This is a genomic window from Achromobacter sp. ACM02 (genome assembly GCF_014851605.1).
Lineage (GTDB): Bacteria > Pseudomonadota > Gammaproteobacteria > Burkholderiales > Burkholderiaceae_B > Achromobacter > Achromobacter aegrifaciens.
Genome location: NZ_JACUZY010000010.1, coordinates 165,517 through 183,479, shown reverse-complemented (window position 1 = coordinate 183,479; position 17,963 = coordinate 165,517). Strand labels below are relative to the sequence as shown.

23 protein-coding genes are annotated in these 17,963 nt (G+C 63.8%); 15 read left to right on the top strand and 8 right to left on the bottom strand.

Annotated elements, in window-relative coordinates; genetic code table 11:
- From IB258_RS26745 to IB258_RS26675, 15 genes are all read left to right on the top strand, one after another.
- On the top strand, positions 1 to 435 hold the full coding sequence (locus tag IB258_RS26745) for a hypothetical protein (protein ID WP_054453326.1): 435 nt from the start codon (positions 1 to 3) through the stop codon (positions 433 to 435).
- Positions 436 to 603: 168 nt separating this feature from the next.
- A complete protein-coding gene (locus IB258_RS26740) occupies positions 604 to 2,268 on the top strand; it encodes a phage tail tip lysozyme (protein ID WP_192353420.1) in 1,665 nt (554 codons plus the stop codon).
- Positions 2,268 to 2,912, top strand: coding sequence for a phage baseplate protein (locus IB258_RS26735; protein WP_192353419.1), 645 nt, complete (start codon positions 2,268 to 2,270; stop codon positions 2,910 to 2,912). Before IB258_RS26740 ends, IB258_RS26735 begins: the two co-directional genes overlap by 1 nt.
- On the top strand, positions 2,909 to 3,208 hold the full coding sequence (locus tag IB258_RS26730) for a hypothetical protein (RefSeq protein WP_175161700.1): 300 nt from the start codon (positions 2,909 to 2,911) through the stop codon (positions 3,206 to 3,208). The genes IB258_RS26735 and IB258_RS26730 overlap by 4 nt, the downstream gene beginning before the upstream one ends.
- Positions 3,205 to 4,086 (top strand): hypothetical protein, encoded by an 882-nt coding sequence (locus tag IB258_RS26725; protein ID WP_192353418.1) that lies wholly within the window; start codon positions 3,205 to 3,207, stop codon positions 4,084 to 4,086. Before IB258_RS26730 ends, IB258_RS26725 begins: the two co-directional genes overlap by 4 nt.
- The gene (locus IB258_RS26720) at positions 4,079 to 4,810 is read left to right on the top strand and encodes an oxidoreductase (protein WP_125472836.1); all 732 of its coding nucleotides are present in this window, start codon (positions 4,079 to 4,081) and stop codon (positions 4,808 to 4,810) included. The genes IB258_RS26725 and IB258_RS26720 overlap by 8 nt, the downstream gene beginning before the upstream one ends.
- Positions 4,811 to 4,815: 5 nt before the next feature.
- Positions 4,816 to 5,157: a hypothetical protein gene (locus IB258_RS26715; RefSeq protein ID WP_225589106.1), complete on the top strand. Its 342-nt coding sequence runs from the start codon at positions 4,816 to 4,818 to the stop codon at positions 5,155 to 5,157.
- A gap of 7 nt (positions 5,158 to 5,164) precedes the next feature.
- Positions 5,165 to 6,376, top strand: a complete 1,212-nt coding sequence (locus tag IB258_RS26710) for a baseplate J/gp47 family protein (protein WP_192353417.1) — start codon at positions 5,165 to 5,167, stop codon at positions 6,374 to 6,376.
- Positions 6,373 to 7,047 (top strand): DUF2612 domain-containing protein, encoded by a 675-nt coding sequence (locus IB258_RS26705; protein ID WP_175161709.1) that lies wholly within the window; start codon positions 6,373 to 6,375, stop codon positions 7,045 to 7,047. Before IB258_RS26710 ends, IB258_RS26705 begins: the two co-directional genes overlap by 4 nt.
- Positions 7,037 to 7,957, top strand: coding sequence for a hypothetical protein (locus IB258_RS26700; protein ID WP_192353416.1), 921 nt, complete (start codon positions 7,037 to 7,039; stop codon positions 7,955 to 7,957). Before IB258_RS26705 ends, IB258_RS26700 begins: the two co-directional genes overlap by 11 nt.
- A gap of 1 nt (position 7,958) precedes the next feature.
- Entirely contained in the window at positions 7,959 to 8,210 is a 252-nt protein-coding gene (locus IB258_RS26695) for a hypothetical protein (protein WP_175161713.1), read from the top strand.
- 74 nt (positions 8,211 to 8,284) lie between these two features.
- The gene (locus IB258_RS26690; protein WP_175161715.1) at positions 8,285 to 8,593 is read left to right on the top strand and encodes a hypothetical protein; all 309 of its coding nucleotides are present in this window, start codon (positions 8,285 to 8,287) and stop codon (positions 8,591 to 8,593) included.
- 34 nt (positions 8,594 to 8,627) lie between these two features.
- Positions 8,628 to 9,038 carry a M15 family metallopeptidase gene (locus IB258_RS26685; protein ID WP_175181853.1) on the top strand — a complete coding sequence of 137 codons (411 nt, stop codon included), beginning with the start codon at positions 8,628 to 8,630 and terminating at the stop codon, positions 9,036 to 9,038.
- Complete coding sequence (locus IB258_RS26680; protein ID WP_192353415.1) at positions 9,035 to 9,436, top strand: hypothetical protein; 402 nt, start codon at positions 9,035 to 9,037, stop codon at positions 9,434 to 9,436. The genes IB258_RS26685 and IB258_RS26680 overlap by 4 nt, the downstream gene beginning before the upstream one ends.
- A 262-nt stretch (positions 9,437 to 9,698) precedes the next feature.
- The gene (locus IB258_RS26675; protein WP_192353414.1) at positions 9,699 to 10,133 is read left to right on the top strand and encodes a hypothetical protein; all 435 of its coding nucleotides are present in this window, start codon (positions 9,699 to 9,701) and stop codon (positions 10,131 to 10,133) included.
- A gap of 85 nt (positions 10,134 to 10,218) precedes the next feature.
- Here IB258_RS26675 and IB258_RS26670 read toward each other — a convergent pair whose 3' ends face one another.
- The 8 genes from IB258_RS26670 to IB258_RS26635 all read right to left on the bottom strand — a co-directional run bounded on the left by IB258_RS26670 (position 10,219) and on the right by IB258_RS26635 (position 17,847).
- Positions 10,219 to 10,470 (bottom strand): hypothetical protein, encoded by a 252-nt coding sequence (locus IB258_RS26670; RefSeq protein ID WP_125472828.1) that lies wholly within the window; start codon positions 10,468 to 10,470, stop codon positions 10,219 to 10,221.
- A 254-nt stretch (positions 10,471 to 10,724) separates the two neighbouring features.
- On the bottom strand, positions 10,725 to 11,687 hold the full coding sequence (locus IB258_RS26665; protein WP_054453299.1) for a tripartite tricarboxylate transporter substrate binding protein: 963 nt from the start codon (positions 11,685 to 11,687) through the stop codon (positions 10,725 to 10,727).
- Positions 11,688 to 11,811: 124 nt separating this feature from the next.
- Positions 11,812 to 12,990 (bottom strand): CaiB/BaiF CoA-transferase family protein, encoded by a 1,179-nt coding sequence (locus IB258_RS26660; RefSeq protein WP_225589088.1) that lies wholly within the window; start codon positions 12,988 to 12,990, stop codon positions 11,812 to 11,814.
- A gap of 24 nt (positions 12,991 to 13,014) precedes the next feature.
- Entirely contained in the window at positions 13,015 to 14,295 is a 1,281-nt protein-coding gene (locus tag IB258_RS26655) for a TRAP transporter large permease (RefSeq protein ID WP_054453293.1), read from the bottom strand.
- Positions 14,292 to 14,876 (bottom strand): TRAP transporter small permease, encoded by a 585-nt coding sequence (locus IB258_RS26650; RefSeq protein WP_119450078.1) that lies wholly within the window; start codon positions 14,874 to 14,876, stop codon positions 14,292 to 14,294. The genes IB258_RS26655 and IB258_RS26650 overlap by 4 nt, the downstream gene beginning before the upstream one ends.
- Positions 14,877 to 14,879: 3 nt before the next feature.
- On the bottom strand, positions 14,880 to 15,902 hold the full coding sequence (locus IB258_RS26645; protein WP_166738421.1) for a TRAP transporter substrate-binding protein: 1,023 nt from the start codon (positions 15,900 to 15,902) through the stop codon (positions 14,880 to 14,882).
- Positions 15,903 to 15,930: 28 nt separating this feature from the next.
- Positions 15,931 to 16,899: an SMP-30/gluconolactonase/LRE family protein gene (locus IB258_RS26640; RefSeq protein ID WP_192353413.1), complete on the bottom strand. Its 969-nt coding sequence runs from the start codon at positions 16,897 to 16,899 to the stop codon at positions 15,931 to 15,933.
- A gap of 9 nt (positions 16,900 to 16,908) precedes the next feature.
- The gene (locus IB258_RS26635) at positions 16,909 to 17,847 is read right to left on the bottom strand and encodes a hydroxymethylglutaryl-CoA lyase (RefSeq protein WP_192353412.1); all 939 of its coding nucleotides are present in this window, start codon (positions 17,845 to 17,847) and stop codon (positions 16,909 to 16,911) included.
- Positions 17,848 to 17,963: the final 116 nt, after the last annotated feature.

Sequence of the window (17,963 nt, the reverse complement as noted above, 5' to 3'; positions counted from 1 at the left end):
ATGGCCAGAAAGCAAATAACCCTGACCATTGGCGCCGAAGGGCGCGACAAGGGCAAGGTGTTCATCCTGACGGAGCTTTCTGCCTACGACGCCGAGGAATGGGCCGGTCGGGCGCTGTTTTCGTTGATGAACGCCGGGGTGGAAATCCCGGACAACATCGCCGAGGCAGGGCTGGCCGGTGTGGCCGCCATGGGCATGAAGGCCATCGCCAAGCTGCCTTTCGAGAGCGCCAAGCCGCTGCTGGAAAAGATGATGGATTGCGTCCAGATCCAGCCCAGCCCGAACGTGACGCGCGAGCTCATGTCAGGCGATGTCGAGGAGGTGGCGACGCTGTTCGCGTTGCGCAAGAAAGTCCTGGGCTTGCACCTGGATTTTTTTACGGCCGCCGTCCCATCGACTTCGGGCTCCAAGTCCACGACGGCGGCGCGCGCCTGATTCGCTACGCCAATATCCCCCGGATCATTGGCGTGGTGATTTCCCGGCACCCGGGCCTGCTGCACGACCTGCAGACGGTCTACGGTGCCGAAGACCTGTACAACCTGCTTGAGGTGATTGCGGTGGACGCACACAACAGGCGCGTCCTAGCTGAACCGAGGTAATTGCATGGCCACCATCATCGACGCCTTGCTCGTCACCGCGGGTTTCGATCCGAAGCGTTTTGCGGCGGATAGCTACTCCGGTGCGGCCGGTCTGAGCCAAACGGCCCAGAATCTGGAGATGAGCACCGAGCGGCTGTCCGCGTGGCAGAAGGCGGCCGAGCGGGCTGGCGGAACTGCGGAAGCCATTTCCGCCCAATTGAGGGAATCCTCGGTCGAGGTAGCCAGATTCAACCGCGGATCCGCCGCGGACTCGCTACCCGGGTTCTTCCGCAACGGCGGCAATGTCGGCGACCTCAAGGACGGGAACACCTACCTTCTGGCCAGGTCGAGGATCATTGCCGATCTTTACCAGAAGGACAGGGCCCAGGCCGCGCTGGCCGCCCAGGACATGGGTATCAACGAGGGCCTGTTCAATCTGTTCAAGCGCGGGCCCGATGAGCTCGAGCGGTTGCTTCAGGTCCAGGAGAAGCGCGCCGCCATCTCCGGTAGCGATGCGCAAGCTGCCTCGCAGCTGCGCGACCGTTACCTGGATCTGCGCGATACCTTTGAATCGGTGAGCGTCAAGGTGCTGCTGGCGCTCATGCCGGCGTTCGAGCGGCTTATCTCGCTCGCACAGGGCTGGGGCGATTATCTGCTTGAGAACCGAGACGAAATCGTCGAGTGGGTCGACGGCGCGGCGCAGGCCATCGTGAAGTTCATTGATGCAGTCGATTCGGCGGCGCAGGCGGTGGGAGGATGGCAAAACGTCCTGCTAGCGCTGGGGGCGCTCAAGATTCTTTCCTGGGCAAATTCGCTGCTGAGCCTGGCATCTGCCTTGGGGGCCGTGGCTACGGCTCTCGGAACCCTTGGTGGCGCTGGCGCGGCGCGTGGACTGGGTGCGTTGAGAGGCTTGGGACCTGCGGCGTTGAAGTTGGCTGGGCGCGCGGCGGCTGGCGCTGCGCTGTTCCTGTTTAGCGAAGATCTGAATGGGGGCGAGCAAGAAGACCTGGCTGCGATGAGAAATCCCGCGCTGAAGCGCAAGGAAATTCTCGACGCAGTCAGGTACTTCGAGGCCAAGGACTACACCCGGGAGGCGGCCGTGGGGGTGGTGGCCAACCTGCAGGCCCAAAGCAACCTGGACCCCAGGGCCGTGGGCGCTGATGGCGTTTCCGCCGGCATCGGACTATGGAATCCGCGACGCCAGGCCGACTTCAAGCGCATATATGGCATGGACCTGCGCGAGTCCACGGTTGAACAGCAACTGGATTTCGTCGCCAGTGAGTTGGAGAGCACCAGGCGCAGGGCGGGAGTACATCTGGCCGCTGCCACCACCCCGGCCCAGGCCAGCGTGGCCGTGTACCGCCACTTCGGATTGAACAAGTCCGAAGGGGCCAGCTCAAGCGAAGAGCGCAAGCTCGCAGCCGCTGCCGGGGCAATTTATGGGACGCTTTTCCTCGAAGATCAGGAACGAGGCGCCGCAGCTGCAGCTATGACGGTCGCGGCAGCCCAAGCCAGCGCTGCCGCCATCCCGAGCAGCACCGCAACCACCAGCAATACGTCCGAAACCCATATCCACGGCCCCATTACGGTTATGACGCAGGCGACGGACGGCGAGGGAGTCGCTCGCGATTTGGGGCGTGTGGGGCGCTCCCAGAATCTCGTCCAACAAGGCAATACGGGGATGTTCTGATGCCGCTTATTCCTTTTCCCGATGTTCCGAGCAGTCCGGGCGTCCCCGCAGTCTTCCGCGCCGCGTTCCTTCCTTCGGTCTCCGAACCGGCAAGCTTCGAGCTTGCGGCGCTGACCGACAGGATCTTCGGTCCTCCTCGCTGGGGGCTGTATGGCGTCGATGGGCGGCAGATGCTGGTCTTCGAGACGTTCCTTGGAATTACCTTCAATCAGAGCGGTCAGATATCCAGCCATCCGGTTGAGCAGGGCGGATTCTCGTCCTTCAACAAGGTCGATGCGCCGTTCGAAGCGACCATCAAGCTGGCGCATGGCGGCGATCCAGTGTCACGCAAAGTCATGTTGTCCGTGCTGGAGCGCATCGTCGGCGGCACGGAGCTGTACTCAGTGGCGACGCCAGAGATCGTCTATCCGTCGGCCAATCTGGTGAAGTACTCATACACCCGCGCCGACAAGAACGGCTCCAGCCTCCTGATCGTTGAACTGACTCTGCAGGAAGTCCGGCAGACGGCCGTCCAGCTATCGCCGGCCACGCGGGACCCCAGCGGCGCGAATGAAGTGAGCAATGGCCAGGTACAGGCGTTCGAGATTGACGCCTATCCCCGGCGCGATCAGAACAAGGTGGCCGATTTGGAGCCGATCCAATGAAGAGAATTCCCTTGAGGCCCGTTCCCGCGCAAACGCTCAGCGTCGTGCTGTCCGGGCAGAACTGCCAGATCGCCGTCTACCAGAAGTCGACCGGACTTTATCTGGATCTTGAACTCGACAATGCGCCCATCGTGACGACGGTGCTTTGCCATGACCGGGTACGGCTGCTGCGGTCTGCCTACCTGGGCTTCGTCGGCGATCTGGTTTTTGTGGACACCCAGGGCCACGCCGACCCGCGGTATCAGGATCTCGGTTCGCGTTTCGTCCTGGCATACCTGGAGCCTTTGGAACCATGAGCTTCATCAAACGCCGGCTGGACGTGACCATCAGCCTGGGCAAGGGGGAGTTCGGCGATGAGCAGGGACCGGATGTGACGCTCAGCGGCTACAGGATGACGGTGGATATTCCTCTCCATACCGTATTCGAAAACAGTCCAATGACCCTGCAGATCCACGGACTGAATCAAGACCTGATGAACAAACTGACGACGATAGGACCCGTCATGACGGAGCGCCGGGGAAAGAATCTTGTCCGGATCGACGCAGCGGGAGACTCGGGTGTTCCCTGCGTGGTCTACGAAGGAGACATCGTCGAGGCCTGGGGTGGTTACGGAATGGGGGCAGAGGGCAAGGCGGCCGCGGGGGGCGTATTCACAGTCAAGACCGAGGTGGCTGGGGCCAAGCAGGTAAAGCCCGCATCCGCCAGGTCGTTTCCCGGTGCGAAAAAGGCGCAAGAAATCATGTGTGATATCGCCAAATCGATGGGATACAAGGGCGAAAAAAGCGGGGAGGACTATGTGTTGGCCGACCCCTATTTTTCCGGAACCGACATGGACCAATTGCGCAGTTGCGCGAAGGCCGCCCGGGTCAACTTCACGATAGACCGCGGCGTCCTGTCGGTCTGGCCGGAGGGCGGATACAGAAAGGGCGATCCGATTCTCGTGGCGCCGGAAACGGGGTTGATCGGATATCCGGCGTTTACGAGCAAGGGGCTCCAACTGACGACGCTCTACAACCCGCATCTCGGATTGGGAAAAAGAGTGCAGGTCATCAGCACCGTCGAACCCGCGCATGGCGAGTGGATCATTGTGAGCTTGTCCCACAAGCTGGAGGCAGAGGTGCCTGGCGGCGTCTGGCAGTCGATGGCCGTATGCAAAAGGAATCTCAATGGCTAAGCAATACGGATACGCAGGGCTGGCGCAAGCCGGCCAGGGTGACAGCGAGTTCGGCGCCTTGCAGTTCCTGATCAGCCAGGCGCTGATCCGAGTCAGCACGGCGACGCTGGTCAAGGTGGTGTCGGTGACGAATGCAGGCGGGCTATCGCCCGTGGGCTTTGTCGATGTGCAGCCGCTCGTCAACCAGCTCGATGGCGCCGGCAATGCCGTGCCGCATGGCGTCCTGCATCGTCTTCCCTACTTTCGCCTTCAGGGCGGAGCGGACGCCGTCATCCTGGACCCGAAGGTCGGGGATATCGGGATGGCGGCTTTCGCGAATCGGGACATCTCGCTGGTGAAGACCTCGAAGGCGCAGAACAACCCCGGTTCCTGGCGGTCCCACGACATGGCGGACGGGCTGTATTTCGGCGGTCTGTTGAATGGAACCCCGGTGCAGTACGTGCAGTTCACGGCGGACGGCATACACATCGTGTCGCCCTCGAAGGTGACGGTGGCCGCGCCCAATATCGAACTGAACGCCAGCGCGCAGTGCGCATTGAATTCTCCACGGATCGTGCTGAACGGGACGGTGCAACAAGGCGGTGGATCCTTCGGCGGCACGTCTACCTGGCAGGGCGACATGCACACGCTGGGTACGCTGCGCAACAACGGCAAGGACGTGGGCAGCACCCACACGCATTCCGGCGTGCAGAGCGGGCCGGCAAACACAGGAGCGCCCAATTGAACACGATGCTGCTAGACCGGACGGCCTGGGACCTGGTGCTCGATGCCGCGGGGAATATCGCACTGGCGTCCAAGCCCTACGCCGTGGCGCAAGACGTCGCCAGCGCCATCAAGCTCTTCAAGGGGGAGCTGTTCTACAACACCGCCTCGGGCGTTCCGTACTGGGAAGAATTCCTGGGCCATCAGCCGCCGCTGGCGCTGGTGCGGGAACACGTCCGGCGAGCCGCGTTGACGGTCCCGGACGTGGCCGACGCGGCCTGCACGCTGACCTCCTATACCGACCGCGCCCTGGCGGGCTATGTCGCAATCACCCTGCAAGACGGAACGACGCAAACCGTCAGCTTCTGAGGAAACCATGCCGAACATCTCGAAAGTGCCGCGCGTGCAGTTCACGCCGGAAGGGCTGGTGCTGCCCAACGAATCCGCCATCCTTGCCGGCGTCCTGTCCGACATGGACGCGGCCTTCGGTGGCGGGCTGAATCCCGCGCTGGAAACGCCCCAGGGCCAGCTGGCCTCCAGCACCACCGCCATCATCGGCGACAAGAACAACGAGTTCGCGTCCTACGTGAACCAGGTCGACCCGGCTTATGCGCAAGGGCGGATGCAGGACGCCATCGGGCGGATCTACTTCCTGGACCGCAAGCCCGGTACGCCCACCGCCGTCATCGCCACCTGCACGGGCCTGGCGGGCGTGACGATACCGGTGGGCGCGCGCGCGCAGGCGGTGGATGGCAATCTGTACCTGTGCACGCAGGCGGGAACGATACCGGCCAGCGGACGCGTCGACCTGCCATTCGCCTGCTCGGTCGACGGGCCGGTGGATTGCGCGCCTGGCGCACTGAACCAGATCTATCAGGCCATTCCCGGTTGGGACTCGGTGTCGAACGCGGATGCCGGGACGGTGGGCAGCCATGTGGAAAGCCGGGCCGAGTTCGAGGAGCGCCGGCGGCAGTCGGTAGCGCTGAACGCCCGCGGCTCGATCCCCGCAATCTACGCCAACGTGGCGAACGTGGAGGGCGTCATCGACGCCTACGTGACGGAGAACGATCTCTCCGTGCCGAAGACGGTGGGCGGCGTCGTCCTGCGTCCGCACTCCATCTGGGTCGCGGTGACGGGCGGCGAGGCGGCGGACATCGCGGACGCCATCTGGCGCAAGAAGAGCAATGGCTCCGACTACAACGGCAACACCTCGTACACCGTGGAGGACAAGGAGGGATATGCCTATCCCTACCCGTCGTATGTCGTGACATGGGAAACCCCTGCCGCGTTGCCCGTGCGTTTCGCGGTGCAACTGGCGGACAACCCGGCCCTGCCGTCGGACATCGTTGCCTTGACCAAGCAGGCGATCATGGACGCCTTCAACGGCGGAGATGGCGGGCAGCGCGCACGCATCGGATCGACCATTTATGCCAGCCGCTACTACGCGCCCATTTCGGCGCTGAGCCCGGTGGTCTCCATCCTGTCCCTGCTTCTGGGCTCCGATACGCCATCGGCCGCCAGCCTGGCCGTTCCGATCAACCGCCGGCCCACGATCACGGCCAACGATATTGCGGTGATATTGATATGAGCGTCGTGCCTAAGCCGGGGCTGGCGGCCCGGACCCTTATCAGTCAATACGCCAACAGCCCCACGCTCGTCCAGTTGATCAACAACATGGACGACTACATCAATCCTGACGCCGATTTCGACGCGTTCCATGACTTCGTCTGGAACGTCGAGACCGCGCAGGGCTTCGGGCTGGACATCTGGGGCAGGATCGTGGACGTCGGCCGGATGTTGACGATACCGGGAGACGTCACATATCTGGGGTTTGACGAGGCGCTGAATTGGCAGCCCTTCAATCAGGCGCCGTTCTACACAGGCGAGCAGGCCACGCAGACATATCGGCTTGCCGATGACGCGTATCGCACGCTGATCCTGGTCAAGGCGCTGGCCAATATCTCGGATTGCACGTCGCCCAGTTTGAACCGGCTGCTGTCGAACCTCTTTGCGGGGCGGGGGCGTTGCTACGTGTCGGACACCGGGAGGATGGAATTCCGCTACGTGTTCGAGTTCGCGCTGGCGCCGCACGAAATCGCCATCCTGACTCAATCAGGCGCGATTCCCAAGCCGGCCGCGGTGCTGGCGAACATCCTGCAGGTCGATCTTTCCACCACATTTGGATTCAACGAGGCGCTAATGCAGCCGTTCGGCTCGGGCGTACTTTTCACTTCTTCGGGGCTTATCAATGCAAGCTAGCAATGCACCTATCAAATCGGCCGTCCCGTTTGCGGAAAGCGGGACGAAGAACACTATTCCGGTTGCGTCGCAGATTGGCGTGACGCCGGGGGCGGCGTCTTTCACGGATGGCTTTCCGCCGCTGACGATGACACCGTTGGCTGCGGGTGGCGTCCCGCCATACGGTGCTGACTTCAATGGCATCCTGAACTTTCTTAGCGCTGCCGCACGATGGCAACAGGCAGGAGGGGCGTATCCCTATGACTCTGCATTCAGCACAGCCGTTGGCGGGTATCCGCAGGGCGCGATGTTGAGAAAGTCGGTCGGCGCAGGCTACTGGCTGAACCTGGTGGAGAACAACACCGCAAACCCGGATGCGGGTGGGGCGAATTGGATCGCGCTGCCTGCGGGGATAGCCTCCACCGCGGAAGCAGAGGTAGGCACGGATGACACAAGAGCGATGACGCCGTTCAAGGTGTTCCAGGCCATCGCAAGAAAGGTGGTGCAAGCCACCGAAAGCGTGATAGGCGTCGCCAAGGTTGCCACGCCGGCGCAGACGAATGCCGGTGCCGATGACGCGACCATTGTGACGCCAAGAAAATTACGGCTCGGCGTGGCGATGTCGCTGGGCATCAACGGATACCTGGCGCTGCCTTCCTGGCTTGGTGGTGTCATTATCCAGTGGGGACGCGGTAGCGTGAACATGGGTACTGCGACCGGCAGCTACTACTCCGGATCTGCTTCTGTCTCGTTTCCATTGGCATTTCCGACGGCCGCTTGGGTGGCAATACCGCAAATCCAAAACAGTCCGAATGTCATGGATAGCATCAGCGTCGCGTCTTTCACCAACTCCTCGCTGCAGGTAGTCGGGTGCACCAGCTATGAAACCGGACAGGCGCCGGAATTCTATTTCATCGCCATAGGAAACTAGCATGGCCGAGACCTTCCAACCAATCCAGACCGAATTCCTGGACTACGATCCCGCTCTCCCTTATGTCTTTGATGCCAACACCCGAGCGCTTTATGCATTCGTCCTTCGGTCCCGCTATCGGGAGTCGGGTTCCTGGCCCGTAGACGGCCTGCCGGTACCGGAAGAATCGGCCCATGCATATATGAATGACCCGGAAAGGGACGTGAAAACCATTACCAAGTCCGGCAGCTCATTCACTATCACGGATGCGTAGCTGCGTCGTTCAGGTTCAACCGGTATCAAATGCCAGTCCGCCGCAAGGCGCTTTTTTCCATGAGGGAGGCGAAATTGGACCTCCAAGATTTCGACGCCCTTGCGGCAAAACTCGCAGGCGTGCTGGGCGCGGTGGTATCCATGCGCTACCTGCAGGGGTCGTGGCCGGCGCGTCTAAGCATGGCGGGTAGCGGCTCATTGGTCGCCTATTACTCATCGCCGTATCTGGCACTGCTGCTCGGCATCCCAGAAGGGTTGGCCGGCTTTCTGACCGGCATGTTCGGCATGGCCATCGTCTCCCGCGGATGGGAGGTGGTACAGACGGTCCCCATCGGCGCGCTGTGGCAGGCTGTAATCGACCGGGTACGCGGAAAAGGGGTTTGAGGTGCATGGTTCCATTCGTCCGGAGACTACATCCGTGGGCATGTTTCAGCTGTCCCAACGTAGCTTGAGCCGTCTGGTTGGCGTACATCCTGACCTGGCCGCAATCGTCAAATTGGCGATTCAGCGCACGCCGATGGATTTCACCGTGGTGGAAGGCGTTCGAACCCTCGCGCGACAGCGCGAGAACGTAGCCAAGGGTGCCAGCCAGACGCTGGCCAGCTACCACTTGCCGCAGGCGGATGGTTTGAGCCATGCCGTCGACCTGGCGCCTTTGATCGCTGGAGCGATTCCCTGGAACAACTGGCAGGCCTTCGCCGATCTGGCTCAGGTGGTCAAAGCCTGCGCGGCCGAGCTCGGCGTGCCGGTGGAGTGGGGCGGCGACTGGAAAACGCTCAAAGACGGCCCGCATTTCCAGATTCCACGCAACTGGAAGGGTCGCGCATGAACGCATCGCTGCGCGCGTTGGCGCCGTATCTGATCGGCGCCGTCCTGGTGGCCGCCGTCTTCCTGTGTGTGCGCTGGTATGGCGCCGTTCAGTACCGCGCCGGAGTCGATCGGGCAAACGCCGACTATACGCTGGCCGAGCTCACCGAGTTCCAGCGCCAGACCGCGCGCCTGGGCGGAATCTCCGAATCCCTGGAAGTCGCGCTTGCCGCGCTGCGCGACGCCAGCCCCAAGATCATCGAAAGGTACACCCGTGTCGAAGTCCAGAGTCCCTTACCTGCTGGCTGCCGCATTGACGCTGAGCGGCTGCGCCACATCAACGAGGCCGGCCGCCTGGCCAATTCTGCCGGCCAACCTGGCGCAGCCGTGCCCGCCAGTGCCCGAGGTGACGAGCGATAGCTGGGACGATCTGGCGCGCAGCTATATCGCGCTGGTTGCGTTGTACGGAGAGTGTGCGGCACGGCAACGTGCGGCGGTGCAGAGCTGGGAGAAATCCCGGTTCGGCCCGTCGTGAGACTGCGATCCGATAGGTCATGCTGCAACAGATAGCCCGCACTCCGCGGGCTTTTTTTCGTCCATCCAGGAGAAAGCCATGTAGACCTGATACGCGAACAGAGAATGCCCCCTAGCCCAGCAGCGGCAAATTTCCCGGAGATATCACATGACGATCAGAACTCTTTCCCTACAGCAACTGAAGCGCTCGGCCGAGAATTCGGCAGCAATGAAGCATCATGTCGATGATGATGCAACCGTTCTTCCGGAACCTCGCACTTCCAGTTCTCCGGGCAACATGACTGGGTATTCTGTTCAAGTCCAGGACCATGGCCCGATCGCGGATGGCACGCTCCATACGCTCGCGGAGCGTTACGCCACGTTGTCGGCCGCCCAAGTCGATTATCCTTTCGTAACCTCACTGGCCGAATCTATCTGCGACAGCGCGGAGCAACCCGCAATGGTCAAGGCCGACATTACGACCACCACCGGAACGCTGGGACAGATGTGGGGCGAACAGAGCACCGCGTCGGGGCAGTGGCGAGCCACGTACTACGGTACGCCGGCCGCTGGGAATACTTTCGTCATCACCACGCGGGCTTGAGCATGGCCTGAGTGCCACGTTGTGGCGGGCAGTTGCCCGCCTCCCAAACAAAAGCCCGCAGGCGCAAGCCGCGGGCTTTTCTTCGCTACCCTTCAAAAGGACTCTTTTTCTTCCGCCGATTCACTGGTCTGAGGATTTCGCCTGACTTCAGCCGGTACACATCTTTCCCTTCCCAGATCACGGCGCCGCCGGTGGAGAGGCGGCATTGCAGCACTATGTGTGGATCGGGACTTTCGTCCGTCGCGGGTTCTTGAATGATATGTCGCTCGATCCGGTACTGGTCTCCTGCTGCCGAGACCGCAATCACATCCTCCAGTCGTCTGCATGAGATTGACATGATGAGCCTCCTTCACTTGCGCCACGTTGAAACCTGTGGCGCTGAGGTCATCGTCTCGACTGGCAAAATTCCTGTCAATGCTGCTGCGGCCCATCATCCAAGCGCATGCGCGGCGCGTCCCAGGGAAGCGTCGTGCAAACGCATGAGGCGATGCATGCGTTTGGTCTAGGCTGTTTTCGAGGCCGCGTGTGCGTTGAAATGCTGCGGCGGTTTGAGGTATTGATCGATGGCCGCCGCAAGACCTGGATCAAAGGCTATTCAAGCTTCACGTTGGCGGACTGGATGACGCCGCGCCACTTCTTGTAATCCGCGGCGATAGTCTGGGAGAACTGCGCGGGGGTGGTGGGCATGGCGGTTGCGCCTTGCGCGGCCAGCGCATCCTGGACGTCTTTCATTGCGAGGATCTTGTTGAGTTCCGTGTTCAGCGTCTGGATGATGGGCTTGGGCGTGTTGGCGGGTGCAAGCAGTCCGTACCATACGCGCACGTCGAAGTCCGGATAGCCGGATTCTGCGACGGTGGGCACATCCGGCATGGCGGGGCTGCGCTTGAGGGAGGTCACGGCCAACGGGACGGCGCTGCCGGCCTTGATCTGCGGCGCGGCCGAGGGGATGGACGTGAAAATGACGGGGACCTGCCCGCCCAGCAGGTCGGCCATGGCCGGACCCGATCCCTTGTAAGGCACATGCACGAGCTTGATGCCCGCCTGGAGCTGCAGCAGTTCGGCGGCCAGGTGCGTGATGGTGCCTGCGCCGGGCGAGCCGTAATTGATGGTCCCGGGCGCTTTCTTGGCGGCGGCGATCAGGTCCTTGAGGGATTTGTACGGGCCGTTCTTGCTTGCGACGACCACCAGGGGGGCTTCACCGACGATGCCTATGGGTTCGAAGTCCTTGACCGGGTCATAGGCCAGCTTGGTGTAGAGCGAAGGCGCCACGGCCAGGTTGTCGACCTGGCCCATGACGATTTCGTAGCCGTCGGGCTTGGCGCGTGCGGCGGTGGTGATGCCTATGGTGCCGCCGGCGCCGGGCCGGTTCTCGGCGACGACGTTCCATTTGACCGAGTCGGACAGCTTGGCGGCGACGGTGCGCGACAGGAAGTCGGTGCCGCCGCCAGGCGTGAACGGCACGATGACGCGGATGGGCTGGTTCGGGTACTGCTGCGCGGCGGCGGGGGCGCAGGCGGCGAGCGCGCAGGCCGAGAACATTAGGGCACGTAGCATGGTTGTGGTCTCCATTCCTTGGTGGGCGCGTCCGGTCGTGATCGCCAGACGTCGGTTGCTGCGGATGCTGCTGACGCGTACTGCGGATTCGGTTGCGGCGGGCGGTTTCAAGCTCCCTGTTTGGCTAGACGGTTCCTTGTTCGCGTAGTTCCCTGATTCGGTCGCGCGACAGGCCCAATTCCTCCAGCACCGCATCGGTGTCCGCGCCCAATGCGGGCGCGGCGCTGCGGACCTGGCAGGGCGCTTCGGCGAACTTGATCGGAAAGCCCAGCATGCGCACCTGCTGGCCATCGGGATGGGCGACGTCCATGGCCATCTGCTGGTCCGCTACCTGCGGGTCGTCGAATACTTCCTGCAGGTTCAGCACCTGCCCGCAGGGCACGCCGTACTGGTTTAGGCGTTCGATCCAGTAGTGGCTGTCCTTCTGGCGGGTGCGGGCCTCGATGGCGGCCTTGATGGATGCGCGGTTCAGCATGCGGTCGGCGTTGGCCTGGAATTCCGGATGCACGCGCAGTTCGGGCAGTTCCAGCGCGTCCAGCAGCTTCTCGTACATGGCATCGTTGGACGGAGCGATCGCGACCTGGCCGTCGGCCGTCTCGAACAGCCCGTAGGGCGCGACGATGCCGTGGTCGTTGCCGGTGCGCGGAGGCAGCTCGCCGCTGGCGAAGTAGTTCGATGCCTGGAAGCTGAGCAACCCTATCATGCTGGAGAGCAGGCTGACGCTGATGGAGTCGCCGCGGCCGGTGCGCTCGCGGCGCAAGAGCGCGGCCACCACGCCCAGCGCGCCGTTCAGGCCGGCGGCCAGGTCGCTGATGGGCGGCCCCGCGCGCATGGGCGGATCGTCTTCGCCGCCGTTCAGGCTCATGAAGCCGCTCATGGCCTGGGCGATGAAGTCGAAGGCGGGCCGGTCGCGATAGGGACCGGACGCGCCGAAGCCGTTGATGCTGCAATGGATGATGTCCGGCCGCAACGCCTTCAGCGCTTCATCGCCGAAGCCCATCTTGTCCATGATGCCGGGCCGGTAGTTCTCGATCACGACGTCGCAGTGGGGTATCAGCTGGCGCAGGATGTCCTTGCCTTCGGCGCTGTACAGGTCCAGTGTCACTGACCGCTTGTTGCGGTTGTAGTTGGCGAAGTACCAGCTCAGGCCGTCCTTGAGCACGCCCTGGCGGCGAATGGGATCGCCTTCGCCGGGCGCTTCGATCTTGATCACTTCGGCGCCCATGTCGGCCAGTATGGATGTGCAGTACGGCCCGGAGATGATGCGGGTCAGGTCCAGGACGCGGATTCCGGTAAGTGGCATGGTTTGCATCTGCTTGGATTTTGGTCAGCCGCCCAGTCGCGGCAGCCACAAGGTCAGGGGAGGAAAGGCGCAGATCAGCGCGAGCACGATCAGCGACCAGATGAAGAAGGGCACGATTTCGCGCACGATGGGGCCTATCGGCGTGCGGCCCACGGCGGACGTGACGAACAGCAGGATGCCGACCGGCGGCGTCAGCATGCCCGTCATCAGGTTCAGGATCAGGATCATGGCGTACTGGATGGGGTCCATGCCGAGCTGGGCGCCGATAGGCAGCAGTGCTGGCAGCGTGATGATCATGGCCGGCAGCGGCTCCAGGATCTTGCCCACCAGGATCAGGAACACGTTCACCGTCAGCAGCACCACCCAGGGCTGGTCGGAGATGCCCAGGATGCCCTTGGCGATGGTGGCCGCGACGCGCGATTCGCTGATCAGCCAGCTGAAGGGACCGGCGGCGGCCAGCAGGAACAGCACCACGGCCATGGTGCGCCCGGCCGAGTAGAACGCCGATCCCAGCTCGCCCGGCTTCAGTTCCCGGTACACGGCCAAGCCCACGAGCAGGGCGTACACGGCCACGAACGCCGCGGCCTCCGTATCCGTCAGCAGGCCGAAGCGTATGCCGGCGATGATCAGGACGGGCATCATCAAGGCCCAGATGGACGCGCGCGTCACCCTGGCGCGCTCAGGCCAACTGGCCCGCGGACGCGATTGGTAGCCGTGGCGCCGCGCCTGCCAGGCGCATATGGCCATGTAGCCCGCCAGCAGCATGAAGCCGGGAATGATGCCCGCCAGGAACAGGCGGATGATGGACAGGTTGGCCAGCACCGCATAGACGATCATCGGGATCGACGGGGGCAGGATGGGACCCAGCATCGCCCCGCAGGCGATGACCGCCTCGGGGTAGCCGCGCCGGTAGCCCTCGCGCTTCATCGAAGGGATCATGGCGGTGCCGATGGCGCTGGCGTCGGCCACGGCGGAGCCGCTGATGCCTGCCATGACCAGGTTGGTGGTCAGCGAGACTTGCGACAGGCTGCCGCGCATATGCCCGACCATGGCCATGGACCAGTTGATGAGCCGCAGCGTGACGCCGCCGCGGTTCATCAGTTCGCCGGCCAGGATGAAGAGGGGGATCGCGACCAGGGCGGTCTCGTCTATGCCGCCCAGCATCGATAGCGGCGCCTGGGCGATATCGACCCCGCCGCCGCCCTTGAACAGCATGCCTATCAGGGCGGCGGTGATCATCGCGAAGCCTATGTCCAGACCAGCCAGGATGAGCACGACGAAAAGCACGACGGAGAAGAGGATCATGGATGCGTTCCCGGAGTGTCGGGCTCGCCGCGCGCGAAGGCGTCCTGCGGCGCGGGGGCGTCGGGGATGAGCAGGCGCAGGGCCAGGAACAGCATGAAGAACACCATGCCCACGGTCAGCGAGGCGTAGCTGACGGCGTAGGTGAAAGGCGTTCCGACGATGTCCTGGAAGTTGCCCACGGCGACCACGTCCAGGCCCTTGTAGAACAGGGTGGCGGCCAGCGCCAGCAGGCAGGTGTCGAACAGGCGGTCGCGCGCGCGCCGCACGCGTTCCGGCAGATGGCGGTCGATGATGTCTATGACCACGTTGCGGCGCTCGCGCAACGCCATGGCCGCGCCGACAAACGCGCACCACAGCATGCCGATGCGCGCGACCTGGTCCCAGGCGTCGAACTGCGTCTTCAGCAGATAGCGGTCCAGGACCTGGGCGAAGCAGAACACCAGCACCATGGCCAGGGTCAGGGCAACCGCCAGCCGGCCGATCCAGCACACGGCGCGGTCGGCGCTCAGCGCCAGGCCGCGCCAGCCGGAGGCCGCGTGGGACGAGGCGCGCACGGTCGGCGCGGGCATGGGCGCGGCCATGGCTTACTCCTGCATCTTCTGGATGCGTTCGACCATGCCGGCCGGCCAATCCTTGCCTTCGTACTGCTGGTAGACGGTGGCCAGCGCCGCCTTGAACGCGGCCTTGTCGGGCTGCGTGTAGGTAACGCCGGCTTCCTTCAGGAGCTTGACTGCGTTGTCGTCCAGCTCCTGGTCCAGGCGGGTGGCGACCTTGCCGCCCGCCTTGGCCGCCTCGGTCAGCGCCTGGCGCTGCCTGGCGTCCAGGCCTTGCCAGACGCGTTCGGAAATGAACCAGCCCGTCAGCTCGTAGGCGTGGTCGGTCGCCGCCCAGTACTTGGCTTCCTCGTGGAAGCGCAGCGGGATCGAAAGATCAAAGCCGTTGTCCTGGCCGTCTATCATGCCGCGGCCCAGCGCGGTGTAGATTTCGGTCATGCCCAGCGGCACGACCTGCGCACCCAGCTTTTCGAAGGTGGACTTCAGGATGGGAATGGCGGGAATGCGCAGCTTCAGGCCCTTGACGTCTTCGGGCTTGTTGATGGGCCGCGATACGGTCTGCAGCGCACGCGGCGAGCGTATGCCGAAGGCCGCAAACACCCGCACGCCGGATTTCTTGGCCACGTCATCGAAGATCTGCGCGAACTCGTCGCTGTTGATGATGCGCTCGGCCTGTTCGCCGCTCTTGAACAGATAGGGCGCATACAGGATGTTCAGCGGTTGGGCGCCGCGCAGGAACACCACGGACCCGAGGCCGAAGTAGCCCATGTCCAGCGTGCCCAGCTGCATGGACGAGAGGATCTTGCTGATGTCGCCCAATTGCCCGTCCGTGTAGACGTGCACCTGCAGGTCGTTCTGGGATTGCCTGGCGGCCTCTTCGGCAAAGGCGCGCATGGCATGGTCCCAGGGACTGTTGGAGGCGGCGATGGTCGCGATCTTCATTTCCCGCGCCTGCGCCTGGCCAGCGGGCGCGAACGCGCCGGCGGCGGTGATCGAAAGCGCCAGCAGGGCTGCCGAGGCGCGGACCAGTTGCTGCGATATTTTCTTGTGCATGATGTCTCCTCCGGGATGCGGATCCGGCCTACCAGTTCCAGTGCACAGGCTTGAGCCCGGCGACCGGCGAATCGAACACCGCCAGGCGGGACCCATTGATGCAGCCCATGTAGGCGGTCTTGCGCTCTGGGCCCCCGAACGCCAGGCTGGTGATGTTCTGCAGCCGCTTGCTATGGTTGTCGTAAACCATGGGGCGGCTCAGGCGATTGGCCAGGTATTCGGCTTCCAGCCTGTCGATGTGCGCGGCGTCGCCGTCCTCCAGCATGAGCTGCTGCTGCCCTTGCGGGCTGACGCGTATGACCCGGTTGGAGACCACGCTGACCACCCAGATGTGGCCCTCTTCATCGACCGCCATGCCGTCGGGATAGGTACCCTTGCCGAATTCGGTGATGACGGCGCGTTCGCTCAGTTCGCCGTTGGCGCCGATGCGAAAGCGCAGCAGGCGCCGGCCGAAGGTTTCGTTGACGTACAGGTGCGTGCCGTCCGGATCGGTGCGGCATTCGTTGGTCCAATGCACGTCCTGGGCCACGACGCGGGTGCCGCGCTCGTCGCGCACGGCGATGAAGCCGTCGGCGATGTCGCGGCGGAACTGATGGTCGCCGCGACGCACGGTGCTGACGCAGATCCACAGGCGTTCGCGCTCGTCCAGCCAGACGAAGTTGACGCCGGGCAGGGCCACGCCGTCGATCTCCATGATGTAGGGCTCCGCCGTGCCGTCGCGCTGCACGCGCCAGACGCCGCCGTCGTCGGCCAGGTTGGCGACGGCAAACGAGCCGTCGCGCAGCAGGGCGAAGCCGTTGGGTATCAGTCCGGACTGGGCGCCGATCAGGCGCGCGTCGCCGCTGGGCAGGATGTGGCGTATGCCGCCGGCCTTGTCGGACACGTAGAGATCGCCCGCGGCCGTGCTCAGCACGCATTCGGGGCGGTTCAAGTTGACGCCGGTCTCGCGCACCGCCGACAGGTCCATGGCCGCGCCGCCATTCGATTTGCTGTCCATGGGGGCTCCTCAGCCGATCGCGCCGGCGGCTACGGAATAGTCATGCAGGCGCAGGCGCGGCCCCGCCTTCATCAGCTGGCCGGGCAGGCCGCGGCCGACGATGCCTTCCAGCCGCTGGGCTACCTTGATCAGCGCGCCCAGGTCGATGCCGCTGTCCACGCCCATCTCGTCCAGCAGGTAGACCAGGTCTTCGGTGCAGATGTTGCCGGTGGCGCCCGGCGCGAACGGGCAGCCGCCCAACCCAGCCAGCGAGGATTCGTAGGAGGTGACGCCGGCGCGCAGGCCTTCCACCACGTTCACCAGGCCGATGCCGCGCGTGTTGTGGAAGTGCAGCGATATCTTGACGCCGGGATGGTCGGCCCGCAGCGTCTCGACCGTGTGACGCACCAGCCGGGGCGTAGCCATGCCGGTGGTGTCGCCCAACGTTACGGCATCGAAGCCCTGGCGCGCGAAGTGATCGAAGATGGTCCGGATGCGGCCCAGGTCCACGTCGCCTTCGAAGGGGCAGCCGAAAGCGACGGCAATGGCGCCCTTGCGTTTGATGGGGTGGTCCTTCAACAGCTGCGCGATGTCCTCGATGTCGCGCAGCGACTGTTCGACCGGGCGGTTCAGGTTCTTGGTGTTGTGGCTCTCGGTGGCGGACAGGAACACGACGATCTCGTCGGCCTGCGATTGCAGGGCGCGTTCGACGCCCTTGCGGTTGGGCGCCAGCGCGCCCAGCACCACGCCCGGACGTTTGCGCACGCCCTGCAGGACTTCCTGCGCGTCGCGCATCTGCGGCACGGCGCGGGGTGAAACGAAGGAGGTGGCTTCGAAGTGCCGCACGCCCGCGTCGATCAGCGCGTTCAGGATCTGGATTTTGGTGTCGGTGGGCACGAACTCGGATTCGATCTGCAGTCCGTCGCGCATGCCGACTTCCACGATTTCAACTCGGTCTGGAAGGCTCATGGCTGGTCGTCTCCTGGCGCCCGGATCCTGCGCCCGCGAGGGCTTCGCGTGGCGATGTCCGGGACATGGGTGGTCGGCCACCATCTTCTGCGATGGACCCAGGCAGGACAAATCGT

Bases quoted from the DNA above. Each gene is read 5' to 3' on its own strand.
- IB258_RS26725 (WP_192353418.1), top strand. From the start codon at position 3,205: ATGAGCTTCATCAAACGCCGGCTGGACGTGACCATCAGCCTGGGCAAG.
- IB258_RS26650 (WP_119450078.1), bottom strand. From the start codon at position 14,876: ATGGCCGCGCCCATGCCCGCGCCGACCGTGCGCGCCTCGTCCCACGCG.
- IB258_RS26740 (WP_192353420.1), top strand. From the start codon at position 604: ATGGCCACCATCATCGACGCCTTGCTCGTCACCGCGGGTTTCGATCCG.
- IB258_RS26665 (WP_054453299.1), bottom strand. From the start codon at position 11,687: ATGCTACGTGCCCTAATGTTCTCGGCCTGCGCGCTCGCCGCCTGCGCC.
- IB258_RS26640 (WP_192353413.1), bottom strand. From the start codon at position 16,899: ATGGACAGCAAATCGAATGGCGGCGCGGCCATGGACCTGTCGGCGGTG.
- IB258_RS26695 (WP_175161713.1), top strand. From the start codon at position 7,959: ATGGCCGAGACCTTCCAACCAATCCAGACCGAATTCCTGGACTACGAT.
- IB258_RS26700 (WP_192353416.1), top strand. From the start codon at position 7,037: ATGCAAGCTAGCAATGCACCTATCAAATCGGCCGTCCCGTTTGCGGAA.
- IB258_RS26635 (WP_192353412.1), bottom strand. From the start codon at position 17,847: ATGAGCCTTCCAGACCGAGTTGAAATCGTGGAAGTCGGCATGCGCGAC.
- IB258_RS26705 (WP_175161709.1), top strand. From the start codon at position 6,373: ATGAGCGTCGTGCCTAAGCCGGGGCTGGCGGCCCGGACCCTTATCAGT.
- IB258_RS26720 (WP_125472836.1), top strand. From the start codon at position 4,079: ATGGCTAAGCAATACGGATACGCAGGGCTGGCGCAAGCCGGCCAGGGT.
- IB258_RS26660 (WP_225589088.1), bottom strand. From the start codon at position 12,990: ATGCCACTTACCGGAATCCGCGTCCTGGACCTGACCCGCATCATCTCC.
- IB258_RS26680 (WP_192353415.1), top strand. From the start codon at position 9,035: ATGAACGCATCGCTGCGCGCGTTGGCGCCGTATCTGATCGGCGCCGTC.
- IB258_RS26645 (WP_166738421.1), bottom strand. From the start codon at position 15,902: ATGCACAAGAAAATATCGCAGCAACTGGTCCGCGCCTCGGCAGCCCTG.
- IB258_RS26655 (WP_054453293.1), bottom strand. From the start codon at position 14,295: ATGATCCTCTTCTCCGTCGTGCTTTTCGTCGTGCTCATCCTGGCTGGT.
- IB258_RS26710 (WP_192353417.1), top strand. From the start codon at position 5,165: ATGCCGAACATCTCGAAAGTGCCGCGCGTGCAGTTCACGCCGGAAGGG.
- IB258_RS26730 (WP_175161700.1), top strand. From the start codon at position 2,909: ATGAAGAGAATTCCCTTGAGGCCCGTTCCCGCGCAAACGCTCAGCGTC.
- IB258_RS26745 (WP_054453326.1), top strand. From the start codon at position 1: ATGGCCAGAAAGCAAATAACCCTGACCATTGGCGCCGAAGGGCGCGAC.
- IB258_RS26715 (WP_225589106.1), top strand. From the start codon at position 4,816: ATGCTGCTAGACCGGACGGCCTGGGACCTGGTGCTCGATGCCGCGGGG.
- IB258_RS26670 (WP_125472828.1), bottom strand. From the start codon at position 10,470: ATGTCAATCTCATGCAGACGACTGGAGGATGTGATTGCGGTCTCGGCA.
- IB258_RS26735 (WP_192353419.1), top strand. From the start codon at position 2,268: ATGCCGCTTATTCCTTTTCCCGATGTTCCGAGCAGTCCGGGCGTCCCC.
- IB258_RS26675 (WP_192353414.1), top strand. From the start codon at position 9,699: ATGACGATCAGAACTCTTTCCCTACAGCAACTGAAGCGCTCGGCCGAG.